Genomic DNA, 13,153 nt, shown 5'->3' with positions numbered 1-13,153 from the left:
CTGCTAAACTAAAGAAGGCTGTTCAATTGTTTGAAAATTTTCCTTCCCGGCGCCACAGGTGGGACATTCATAACTATCCGGCAAGTCTTTAAATGGCAGGCCAGACTCAATGCCATTGGTGAGATCCCCATAAGCTTCGTCGTATATAGTCAAACAGTCACGGCATTGATGCACTAGTTTAATTGGGGATTCATTGCCTGACCCCGGATTATTTTCCTGGTAAGCCTCATGAGGGATCAAATCCTGTTCACTATTCAGCTCATAATAATATTTACAAAGTGAAATGAGATAAGTATCCAGGAACTCTTTTGGAACCTCTTTCCGAAAGAGAATATATTCTTTGGAATTGGGATTAAAATCTCTTGTATATAATATATCGTAACGATCCAGCGCCCTACGCTGGTTGCGACTTTCATTGGGCAATTTTTTGATAATTACAGACCCAAAAAGACTAGTATTTGGCTGCGTCTTTATGGCAAAGCACAAACCATATGTACGAACATCATCCTTATCAAAATGACGAATGAGGTGATGCTTCAGATTAAGGGCATCTTCATTTAAATCTTCTACCTGCCAGCCTAACTCATTGGAAGCATGACGTACATTAATGCGATATTTACCAAGCACATAATCCCAAAGTTTTCGCTGGTGCACTTCAATACCTTTAATAATCAGCGACTTCCAGGGCGTGGTATAAATCTGTCCAATCTTGGTTTCCTTGCAAATAGCACAAATATCTTTTAAAAAGGCGATGGAATACAGTTCATCACGCCGGTAAATACCCAGCCATGTTTTATTATTATATTGATTGAAACCTTCGTAATAAGGCAAAGCAAACTGAGGTAATTTAAGAGGCTGCTCAACAGGCTGACTTACAAAGGAAACTTTTTCAGCAACCACCCTATACAAATCTCCGGCTGAAATATTTTCGATGCCATAGAAAAGCTCCTTGTTTCCCAAAATAATTTCCTCGATGATTTTACAAAGACGTGGAATATCTCCGGTATAAACCAAATCATTCCAGGCATATACCTGGGACGTTTTGGGGAAACGAACATACAGGTACCAATAATTGTTTTTTTCAGAAGAAACAAAATTTAGATGGCCGGTGAAGAATGGAATAAAGGTCTGACCGGAATCAGAAAGATTGATACGCAAACGAGGATGAAAATCAAAATGATCCAATACATCCCTGTACACACCCTCACTTACCCATATGGCACTTTGAAAAACACCTTCTGTAACATAAGAGCTTACTATATTAGGAAACTCATCACCCTCGGTCTCAAAGAAAATATTGGCCAATTTCAGGTCTTCCTCCAGCTGGGCAAGCTTTTCCACCTTTACTTTCAAAAACATTTGCTGGCGGGTGCCAAACTGAACATCCTCAATCCTGGCTTTTTCAGCGGCTGTTATAATAGAAAGCAAATCCCCTGCTGAAACAATCCCTCCAGCCAAATTAACCTTGACAGTTTTGTATGTTTTTTGAAACATTTATTATTGCAATTTGAATTTCCGGGCCATTGCCCTTTTACCATTTAATTGCTTTATAGGCACAATAGAAACCATGGTTCACACAGCGTTCCGGAAATGTTCACCACCTGTTTCTTTGTGCCTATAAAGCTTAATATTCTAAAAACAAGTATGGTCTTTTCTTCAGCGATCAGCCATTACTTTCATTTTTTCTTCTATCCTTTTTAATCCTTCGAAATCGATATTTTGAGATAGGCTTTCTTCTAAAATTCTTTGCACTTCCGGCCGGCAAGAACCGCAGCCTGTTCCCGCACCAGTCTGAGCACACAGATCTTTAAAATTTGTGCAGCCTTCTGCTATTTTATTTTTGAGATTTTCACTTCCAACACTATTACAGCTACATACCAGCTTACCCAGCACCGGCTCTGCCTTACTACCACTACGAAGCAATTGCAAGCGCTTTTCACTGAGCTCAGTTTTCTTTGCTATAAGTTCCTTGAATTCCTGAAATTCAGCCTTGTCTCCAATCAAAATTGCTCCAACCAGGCGGTCCTGGTGAATAATACATTTTTTATAATAGCGTTTTGCCCTGTCGATGAATGTAATTTCTTCATAGTCTGTTTCATTGAGCCTTTCAGGAATGCCGACACTACACAAATCAAAACCATGAATTTTGATTATGTTCATCAACAAGCTACCATCATAGCATGCAGCAATGTCGCCGAGCAAATTCTTTGCAACGATATCGGCCTGCTGTTCTGCAGCTGCAGTAATACCATAAAGGAAACCTTTGAATTCAGCAATCTCTCCAACTGCAAAAATGTTAGGGTCACTGGTTTGCAGACGCTCATTCACGATTACACCCCGCTGACAAGCCAACCCACATTCTCTTGCCAGTTCAATATTGGGAACTGTGCCAATTGCAAGTACCATAGCATTGCACTCAATATACTGTCCGCTTTTCAATCGAATGCCCGTCAGTTGTTCCTGCCCATAAAACACTTGCACTTCATCATTATAATAAATATCGCAACCCTGGTCCACCATTTCTTCGTGCAGCAACTGGCTGCCAAGAATATCTAATTGCCTGTCCAGGAAACGGGAAATGCGTTGAATAATGGTAATTCGAACACCAACCTCTCGCAGGGATGCAGCCAGTTCCAAACCTAATAGCCCACCTCCAACAATCACTACATGACCATCCTTAGGTACATGATTGATAAAATTGTCGGCATCAGTGCGGCTACGCATCGTAAATATCCCCTGCATTTGGGGTACATTTTTCGGTACAGCAGCACGGCTCCCTGTGGCCATTATCAAAACGTCGTAATATGTAGTATTACCATTGGAGTCGATAACACACTTATGCTCCCTGTCCACTTTTTCAACACTTACACCGCGTAACAACCGGATATTATAGCCAGGTTCTTCTTCATCCTTCATCTTCACCAGCTGATCCCAACTTTGTACACCACTGATGTAATCAGGTAACATCACACGGTTATAAAAAGGAAAATTCTCTTTGCTGAAGATGATGATCTCATCATCTTGATTCACTTCGCGGTAGGACTTGACAAAGCCAAAAGCACCGGCACCTGCACCAATCACAACAATGCGCTGCTTTGGCTTTTGATATTTTTCTACATGTACTGCACAAAATTTGAAATCAGGTTCCTTTGAAAGAGGATCCACCAAACTACTGGTTACATTATTAGTGCGGTTTAAATCATTACCCAGGATCTTACCCCAATGCATAGGCAAGAACACTACACCTTTTTTAATTCCCGTTGTTAGTTTGGCCTTTACCCTTACTTCGCCCCTTCTGGAACGAATATCTACAACATCATCTTCCTTGATGTTTAAACGGCGTGCATCCTCAGGATTTATTTCAATGAAAGCCTGTGCAATATGTTGCTTTAGCTTATTTACCTTTCCGCTCCTGCTCATTGTATGCCACTGGTCGCGAATCCGGCCAGTTGTCAGAATAAAAGGAAAGTCTGCGTCCGGCTTTTCACTAGTGATCTCGTCCGGAACTGGATGAAGAATAGCTTTCCTGGAAGGTGTATAGAATATCTTATCTGTAAAAAGTCTCTGTGTACCTCTTCCTGTTTCGTGTTGAGGATAGGGCCATTGAACAGTTTTCTTTTCTTTGATGATTTGATAGTTCAAACCAGTAATATCAATGTTAGTTCCGGCTGTCAGTCGCGCGTGTTCATCGTAAATAGCTGAAAAATCTGGAAAGTCAAAACCATGGTATCCCATTTTTTGGGCAAAGCGGCAGATAATTTCAGCATCAGGCAATGCTTCCCCGGGAGCATCTACTATTTTATTCAAATAGCTGATGCGACGCTCAGAATTGGTCATAGTGCCTTCCTTCTCTGTCCACGTCGCCGCAGGCAATATAACATCTGCATATTTTAATGTTTCCGGCTTGTTGCTTGCATCCTGCACCACAACAAATTTTGCTTTTTTCAAACCCTCTTCCACCATACGCACATCAGGCATACTTACAAGAGGGTTGGTACAAATGATCCAGATCGCTTTTAACCGGCCACTGTTCAGGGCTTCGAACATTTCGGTAGCAGTGAGTCCTGGCTTATCAGCTATGGCAGTGCCCCCCCAGAAGTTTTCCACTTCTTTACGATGAGCGGGGTTGGCCAGGTTTCGATGCGCTGGCAACATGTTAGCCAGCCCACCTACTTCTCTCCCACCCATGGCATTGGGCTGGCCGGTAAGCGAAAAAGGTCCCGATCCGGGTTTTCCTATATGACCCGTAATTAAATTGAGATTGATTAAACTTAAATTTTTATTGACACCAACGGCACTTTGGTTCAATCCCATTGTCCACATGGTAATGAACCCTTTGGCATTGCCTATATGCCGTGCGGCCAATTGAATATCCTCTTCTGATATGCCACATATTTTGGCAGCCTCAGACAGCGTTTTACTAAAAACAATTTGCTTGTATTGCTCAAAGCCTTCAGTATGGTTTTTAATAAAATCAAAATCCACATCTCCATTCTCAATGAGCAGCCGGCCTATTGCATGGTTAAGGGTGATATCCGTTCCTGGATTGATTTGCAGATGCACATCTGCTATAGAGCAGGTATCCGTTTTCCGGGGATCGGCTACAATAATTTTTACGTTTGGATTTGCAGCCTTGTGTGCCTCCACTCTTCTCCATAATATGGGATGACACCAGGCAGGATTAGCTCCTGTTACAAAAAAACAATCAGCCAACTCAATGTCGTCGTAACAAACAGGTACGCTATCTTCACCTAATGCCATTTTATAACCAACAACAGCGCTACTCATGCACAGGCGGGAATTTGTATCTATATTATTACTTCCAATAAAACCTTTAATCAGTTTATTGATAACATAATACTCTTCTGTTAAGCACTGACCAGATACATAAAATGCAACCGAATCAGGACCATATTTATTGATAAATGTTTTAAAAACTGCTGCTGTCCGCTCCAGGGCCATATCCCATCCTACTCTTTGGAGTGGCATGTTTTTATTAAAACGAACCTGGGGATACAACAAGCGGTCGGTTTTATCATTGGCAGCATAGTGCAAATTCATTCCTTTGCTACAGAGCATACCCCTATTAACCGGATGATTTTTATCACCTTCTACAGTAATATTTCCTTTTTTATCCTTATTTACCACGATACCACAACCCACTCCGCAATAACAGCAGGTTGTTGTGTAAGAATGAGTATTTTGCTTCGTTACCGTCATCAAAAAGGGTTGATAATTTAATTTTTAAAACATAATCACGCTCTTGCTGCAGCAGCTTCTTCCATTATTACAACACTTTCCTTTGCCTTAACTTTTGGCAGGTGTACAAGCATCACTATACCTCCAACTATGGCAACACCAATACCTATGTAAAAGAAGGCCTGGGCATAAGTGATGTTTTCCGATTTAAATAAAAAACCAATCAACATGGCACCGATATTCCCCCCTGCACCAACAATTCCGGACACACTTCCAATAGCCTCTTTATTGATAAAAGGAACAATAGAATAGGTGCCCCCGTTAGCCATTTTTAAGAAAAGCGCAAAAAGCAACATGGAGGCAATCGCCATAGGCAGGTTGCCAGCTTTAGCAAATAATATAATACCAAGCCCTTCCAGCACTAAGAAGCCAGCCAATAAAAGCCCCTTTCCTCTAAGTCCGTAAATCTTTCCAATTTTATCACTGAAAATCCCACCTAAGGCACGGGCAAAAAGATTCATAAATCCAAAGATGCCAGCCAATGTACCGGCCAAAATGATTGAAGTTTTAAAGTTGTCTACAAAATAGGTAGCTGCCACATTATCAACAGTAATTTCAATACCAAAGCAAGCTGCATAAGAAAATGCCAGTACCCATGTTCGATAATCTTTTAAGGCTATGATAAAGGTGCCTTTCTTTTTTTCCTTTGCTACACGTTGAATTTCTTTATAATTACCGGCAGGCGTGTCCTTAGTAAATTTATAATAGACAAAGGCCATCACCAGCAACAAAGCACCTGGCACGATCATAGCATACCTCCAGGAATCACCAGTACCGGTATAACCAAGACCAACAAAAGCGGCTGCGATTAGAGGCATAACAATATTAGTAACACCACCACCGAGATTACCCCAACCACCAGCAACAGCATTAGCTGTGCCAACAACGGTTGGTGCAAACATTACGGAAGTATGAAACTGGGTGATTACAAACGAAGCACCGATGACACCAATAATTAATCTAAAAATCAAAAAACTCTCATAACTATTGGCCAATCCAATACCGATAACAGGAACAGCGCCAATCAAAAGTAAAATCGTATAGGATAAACGAGGACCTAACGTATCACACAATCGTCCAATGATCAGCCGGGCAATAATAGTAGCAGATACAGAAGCGATAGTAATATTACCTACCTGCGCTTTAGTTAAATGTAATTGCTCTCGAACAATTGGCATCAGCGGAGCAATGCCAAACCAACCGAAAAAACAGACGAAAAAGGTCAGCCATGTAATATGGAAGGTACGCATCTGGATACCTCTGGCAGAGAAAATATTCAGTTTATCAAGGGGTTTCAATGTATTTGCAGCCATAACTAATCAAAAATTTGAAGAGGTTTTAATTCAATATTTGAAGGATCAAAGGAAGGATTGGTGCTTTTTCAGACTGGCATTGGTTTACCAGAAAGAAATCCCTATTGAACCACCATCGGCTGGTGTAATTGTTTTTGAAACACATTTTTGTTGGTTTAAGTTTTTAACAGAGCAAGTCATCAATTCTTTGGAGCGACAAATCGACAACTCATATTATATTTTTAATCAATTATTCTATTATTAGTAAAATTATAGAATTTGTTCTACAAACAACCTAACAAAAACAGATATAAATATATTTAATTCATTTGCCAAAGCATCAAATAATCAAGAAACAGCTTTTCCTTTCAAGTCTACGGATTATCCTTAAATAAAAAAGATCTCCATTAAAACAACATAAAATCATGATAAACATTTAGTTATAAAATCAAATTGCCCCACCTTTTTAAGGCAGGGCAAATAAACAGGGTCTTGGTTTTGGTTAAGAATGAAAAATAATAAACAGTAAAAACAAAGTTAATACTTCATATTATTAATTATACACAATAAGAAGTTGCATATTTTAAACCAACTGTTTAATTTGATATTTTAATAATATTTATCAGCTATCTTTAATTAGCGCCAGATTACTAGGCCGTCTTTTTCATATCATTGATATCTTCAATGGAAAATTTATCAATCAACAGCCCCATCAATTTGTCATGAATATCCATATACACAGGGTCATGCACTATATCCTTCTTATTCCTTGGACGCTCTAATGGAACATCAACTATTTCTTTAATAGTTGCAGCCGGTCCATTATTCAAAACCACCACTCTGTCTGCCAGGAAAATCGCCTCTTCTATATCATGGGTAACTAAAACAATGGTCTTTTCACGATTATCAAGGTTCCAAAGTTTCAAGAGCTCCACATGCATTGAGCTTTTTGTCAAAGCATCCAACGCACCAAAAGGTTCATCCAGAAGCAAAATACTGGGATTGATCGCAAATGCCCTGGCAATGGCCACTCTTTGTTTCATCCCACCAGACAGTTGCCCAGGAAGCTTATCCTTATGCGCCCAAAGGTTTACCATTTTCAAATTCTCTTCTACAATTTTCTTTTTCTGGGCAGAAGAGCCTGTTTTTATTGCAGAATCCACAGCTTCATATATATTCTGAAAAACTGTAAGCCAGGGAAGCAAAGAATAGTTTTGAAAAACAATGCCGCGATCCGGGCCAGGGCCACTTACCTTCTTCCCATTTGCTATCACTTCACCATTCGACGGCTTCACCATGCCGCTGATCATACCCATCAATGTTGACTTACCGCATCCCGAATGCCCTATCAGCGCAACGATCTCCCCTTTTCTTATCTGCAAATCAATATCTTTTACCGCCGTATAAACACCCTTTGCCGTAGGGAAACTAACAGTAACATTTTTAACATCAATACTTAGGGCCGGGTTCAAAAGGGGGCCAATAATTGCATCAGCCACTCGCTCCTTGATACGTGACTGTTTCTGAGGATCAATATTATGTGCCTGTACTTTATTATTAAGGGTTTCCATAATCTAAATTTTAATAGATGTAATAATAATTTTTCATCAATCACCCTGTCAAACAGCATATGTAAAACGCTTCTGAAGCAGTGAAAACATTTTATCAAGCAGCAATCCAACCAAACCAATGATGAGAATGGCACACATCACCTTTTCAAGGCTTAAGGCATTCCAGCTATCCCATACAAAAAAACCAATGCCCACGCCTCCGGACAGCATTTCGGCTGCAACAATTACCAGCCACGCTACCCCTATACTCAATCTCAAACCTGTTATAATCAAAGGAAAACTTGAAGGCAACAGTATTTTAGTTATATACTTCCAGCGAGAAAACCCAAAAGCACGCCCAACATTTTTATGATCCTGCGGCACAGAAGCAACTCCCAATGCCGTATTAATTAGTGTTGGCCATAAAGATGTAATCACGATTACAAAAATGGTAGCCTTATCCGACACATGCATCATAGCCAAACCCAGCGGAAACCAAGCCAAAGGGGATACAGGACGCAAAACCTGAACCACCGGATTCAATATATTGAAAACAGTCTTATTAGAACCGATCAGGATTCCTAATGGAATAGCGATCAATGACCCTAACCCAAATCCAATTGCCACCCTTTTTAATGACAAGAACAACTGAACACCTATGCCTTTATCATTTGGCCCTGCATCATAAAATGGATCAGCCCACATTTCAAAAAAAACAGACATCGTTTTCCAGGGAGTTGGCAATTCGCCCTTTGTTACCATGCTTGCAATTTGCCATAATGAGAACAAAACTGCAAAACCTGATACCAGGTAGACGAGGGATAATATCTTCTTATTCATAATAGACTATTTAATAAATGATTGGAATCCTAACCCCAACCACATAGTACCCTGTCAATGCGGCTGGGGTTTTAAAGAGTTATTTATTTTTTAGCCACAGCCAGGTAGCTATCAACATGATTGGGATCAAAAACAGCTTTATCAATGGTTACTGTAAAAGGCTGCATATCATCGTCCGCAACGGAAAGCTTCATTTCACCAGCAACCTCTTTATACAGATCACTCATGATAATTTTATCAGCAATAGATTTATAATCAGAAGGGGGTGTACTCAACAAGCCAAAGCGTACATATTGCGACATAAACCAAATCCCATAAGACTTTCTTGGAGCATTGGTTAAGCCGTTGTTGAAAAACTTCATATAATCCTCGTATTTCTTATCACCAAACTTGCAACCTGTATTATTCGTTCCCATTAAACGAGCCTCAATAACTTCGGCAGGAGCATTTACATATTTGGTTTGCGAAAGGATCTCAGCAGCTTTCTTGCGATTAGAAAGAGAATCCAGCCATATAGAAGCCTCAATAACAGCTTTCATCACTTTTTTCAAGTCATCTTTTTTGGCACCAGCAAAAGCCTCATTCACTACCAATGCTTTCTCCGGATGATTCTTCCAAATATCTTGTGAAGCAATATGCGTAAACCCTATTCCTTCTTTTACTGCAACACCATTCCAGGGCTCACCCACACAAAAACCATCCATATTATCCACTTTCATATTAGCAACCATTTGAGGAGGAGGAATGGTCTTTATACCTACCTTTTTTGCATCAACACCTGTTGCAGCCAACCAGTAACGCAACCAGATATCATGTGTACCACCAGGAAAGGTCATCGCAAATTGCAACTGCTTCTGAGCATTTAATTGATCAACGGCACTTTTCACTTTTGCAGTTTCATTATTACCTACCAGGTCGCAAAATTTATTAGATAAAGTAATGGCCTGACCATTATTATTTAAAATCATTGCAATCTTCATTACACTACCAGCCTTGCCTCCAATTCCGGTAAATACAGAGAATGGCATACCAAATAAGCAATGAGCTCCCGCTAACTCGCCGGTTAAAATCTTATCACGAACATTTGCCCAGGAAGCTTCTTTTGACAATTCAACTTTCACTCCATATTTCTTAAACAACCCTAGCTCTTGTGCCATCACCAGAGAAGCACAATCAGTCAAAGGAATGAAGCCCAGTTTAATTGATTCAGATGTAGCGGTTGAAGAACTATCAGCAGTTGCGGTCTTTGCATCAGAACTTCCGCAGGAAGTAAGAACACCAAACATGAAAGAAGTTAAAACCAAGACTACAAAAGTCCTATTGAACATAAGTGTCAATTTCATTGTAAATATTTTTATTTAATAAATGATTATTTGTCGGACAGAAAAGGCAAGGAATGAACAGCAATACTAGTCGACAAGACAAGTAAGAAGAGAAAAATCAGAGACCTATCAAACCAATTTATTTGGCAAAAAACTCAGGCTTGATATTTAGCTGCAAAAATGACCAGGTAGAATTCAGATCAGAGGCTCCTGGCACAATACCTTTTGCATATTCCATGCTTTTAGAAGCGGCCATAAAACTAAAACCCCATTCAATAGTTGTGAACTTATTTAAATTGTAAGTAGTCACCAGATCAACTTCACTTCCCAGGTATTTATCAAGTGCATTGCCAGCAACATCTTTTTGATCCTGCGCCAGTGCGAAGTAGTGATAATCAACTCCTACGCCCAACCTTTTATTTGCAGAAGTGTATTTAAGTTTTAGATATGGATTATTTAAACCACCTACAGGTGAACCTGTGCCAGCGTAGAAGTAATCCATGTATCCCCAAAACTTATGTGGTGTTCCATATAAAGGATCAAAACGATGATTCTTAGTAGATGTCGAAAATGCATCGTTGCCAGAGAGATAGTCCCAACCTGCAGTATAGGAAAATAACTTCTTCGCGTAACTGAGCGACAAAGTAGTTGTAAATCCAGCCAGAGAAACCCCATCTCTGTCTTTACCTCCCTGATAATAAGCACCGGCTGTCAGAGCCCAATATTGCTTTTTATCCAACAGGCTATTGATCATCACACCTGTAGTCAAACGTGAATTCACACCACTTTGATTATAGCGGCGACCAAATACATAGCCAGTATCAGTACCAGCAATGGTTTTTACAGAATCCAATTTATATTTCCCAAACTGATCAACAAACAGCAATCCTGAGACTTTGGTTTGTTTGATTTTCTTTGCGGCATACAAAAACTGCATGGCCTTATAGTTCTGATTCAAAGCGTTGGTGCTTGGCATGTTTTGCAATGCAGGAGCACCAGTTTTAACACTGACACCAGTTGAATTAGTTAATGGCACCAAACCTGCAGGGGTAGGCACCAGGTTTCCCTTACTATCTTTTATATAAGCCGGCAAATTCGCTGGTGTATAATAAGTACCATTATAATTAAAGGCGTCAGTATTTTGATTGAAAGCAGCTCCCAAATCTACCTGCCAACCATTTTGAAGTAACTTAAAAACAATTGCATCATGACGACGAGCCTGTTGCAACCAGTCAAGATTACCAATTAAACGGGAATCATCATACACCAATTCTTGCCTGCCGACTTTAAATCCAAAGTAATCAACAGGTGAATGTTTAAAAGACGTATCCTTTTTATTAGCCAAAGCTACTTCAGCCCACGCTTCATGAATACCCAAACGAGCACCATCAGCATTACTGATTGTAGACGCATCCTGCCCCCATACCCGAACATCCTGAACAGATGTCTGGAAAACAACCTTGTTCCATTTATAGTTAAAAGTTAACCTGGCTCTCTGGGAAGTAAAAAAAGCAGGTTTATAACCTTCAGGCTTAAGCGTACCTACGCCATCACGAAACTCACTCCTTGTTCTCAATTGGCCGGCAAGAGAAAGCTGGGCATTTGCAGAATAAAAGCCAATGACGCCCAAGCCAAGCAGCGTACACGTTTTGATAACTCGATTTCTGTACATTTGTTGTTGGTTTTTTTAAGTTGTTAACAGAGCAATTTAAAATTCAAGCCCCGTTCGGATCGCGACTCCTTGCGGGGCAAATCTTTTATAACACTTCAATATTCATTTTCAAAATCATCATAGTATTCAATTAATTAAAAAGTAATTGATATGTCCCCAATTCACTAATTAATATTTTTAATATATATTTAAATAACTTGAAAGAAAAACTCAAATCACCACATTTTCATGACCTACATCACAAATATAACCACAAACAGCACACAAACCCATCCATTTGCATGATATTCGTCAAATAATTATTTTTACTATATATAAAATACTATACCAATTCATCCATAATACTAAATACCAACCTTAATTTTATTCATATTATTCATTCATTATATACCTCTCTGGATACAAGAAATAGTTACATAAATGAAGAATTTGCCTCACCCAAAACAACTATTCTGTATACATTTATGTTCTTTTACAATCCCCTGGAAAATAGTATCGGTTTTTATTTATGAAAAATCCTAAGCATGACTGCGACCTAAAAACCTGCTTTATGTGCAGGCAAAGTCTAAAAGAATGGAAACAAGCCATTGACGCCAATAGAAAGATGTTTTATTTTAAAAAGGGAGAAATGCTTTGCTATGAAGGAGATGAAGTTAACGGGATTTTTTTCGTATACTCCGGGACGGTAAAAGTTCATAAAAAGTGGGGGACAGATAAAGAACTGATCGTACGATTTGCAAAAAAAGGCGATATTGTTGGTCATCGTGGACTTGGAACAACAACGACCTTTCCCATTTCCGCTACAGCTTTGGGACCTGTTAGTGCCTGCTATATTGATCTGCAGTTTTTTCTTACTACACTGAAAATAAACCAGGACTTCCTTTTTCAATTAATGATATTCTTTGCAGATGAACTCAAAGAATCAGAAAGTAGAATGCGCAATCTGGCGCACATGCCGGTAAAAGGCCGTATAGCACAAGCACTTATTAACCTCAAAGAAAAGTTTGGCTGTGACAAAAATGGATACATTGATATAACATTAAGTCGCCAGGATATGGCTTCCTACACCGGCACCACTTATGAAACAGTTTTCCGCATTCTAACCGAATTTATTGAAGACAATGCAATTGAGGTATCCGGAAGAAACATTATGTTAAAAGATATCAGGAAATTACTGAGCTTTGTTTAAGACCTAACCGCGTATTCTTATTAATTTTC

General features: G+C 39.5%; 8 protein-coding genes. 1 reads left to right on the top strand and 7 read right to left on the bottom strand.

Annotation, left to right across the window (positions count from 1 at the left end; all coding sequences use genetic code 11):
- Window positions 1-3: 3 nt before the first annotated feature.
- The 7 genes from OCK74_RS16755 to OCK74_RS16725 all read right to left on the bottom strand — a co-directional run bounded on the left by OCK74_RS16755 (window position 4) and on the right by OCK74_RS16725 (window position 11,935).
- Window positions 4-1,494, bottom strand: coding sequence for a rubredoxin (locus OCK74_RS16755; protein WP_341483203.1), 1,491 nt, complete (start codon window positions 1,492-1,494; stop codon window positions 4-6).
- Between the two features lie 162 nt (window positions 1,495-1,656).
- Entirely contained in the window at window positions 1,657-5,220 is a 3,564-nt protein-coding gene (locus OCK74_RS16750) for a nitrate reductase (protein ID WP_279298212.1), read from the bottom strand.
- Between the two features lie 35 nt (window positions 5,221-5,255).
- A complete protein-coding gene (locus OCK74_RS16745; protein WP_279298211.1) occupies window positions 5,256-6,572 on the bottom strand; it encodes an MFS transporter in 1,317 nt (438 codons plus the stop codon).
- 629 nt (window positions 6,573-7,201) lie between these two features.
- Window positions 7,202-8,122, bottom strand: coding sequence for an ABC transporter ATP-binding protein (locus tag OCK74_RS16740; RefSeq protein ID WP_279298210.1), 921 nt, complete (start codon window positions 8,120-8,122; stop codon window positions 7,202-7,204).
- A gap of 48 nt (window positions 8,123-8,170) precedes the next feature.
- Window positions 8,171-8,941, bottom strand: coding sequence for a nitrate ABC transporter permease (gene ntrB, locus OCK74_RS16735; RefSeq protein ID WP_279298209.1), 771 nt, complete (start codon window positions 8,939-8,941; stop codon window positions 8,171-8,173).
- 83 nt (window positions 8,942-9,024) lie between these two features.
- The gene (locus tag OCK74_RS16730; protein ID WP_279298208.1) at window positions 9,025-10,284 is read right to left on the bottom strand and encodes a CmpA/NrtA family ABC transporter substrate-binding protein; all 1,260 of its coding nucleotides are present in this window, start codon (window positions 10,282-10,284) and stop codon (window positions 9,025-9,027) included.
- A 118-nt stretch (window positions 10,285-10,402) separates the two neighbouring features.
- Window positions 10,403-11,935, bottom strand: a complete 1,533-nt coding sequence (locus OCK74_RS16725; protein WP_279298207.1) for an alginate export family protein — start codon at window positions 11,933-11,935, stop codon at window positions 10,403-10,405.
- A 550-nt stretch (window positions 11,936-12,485) separates the two neighbouring features.
- On the opposite strand from OCK74_RS16725, the gene OCK74_RS16720 reads away from it, so the two are divergent.
- Window positions 12,486-13,124 (top strand): Crp/Fnr family transcriptional regulator, encoded by a 639-nt coding sequence (locus OCK74_RS16720; protein ID WP_279298206.1) that lies wholly within the window; start codon window positions 12,486-12,488, stop codon window positions 13,122-13,124.
- Window positions 13,125-13,153 lie beyond the last annotated feature (29 nt).

This window comes from Paraflavisolibacter caeni (assembly GCF_025628885.1).
GTDB classification, from domain to species: Bacteria; Bacteroidota; Bacteroidia; order Chitinophagales; family Chitinophagaceae; genus Flavisolibacter; species Flavisolibacter caeni.
This window is presented reverse-complemented; position numbering and strand designations above follow the sequence as displayed.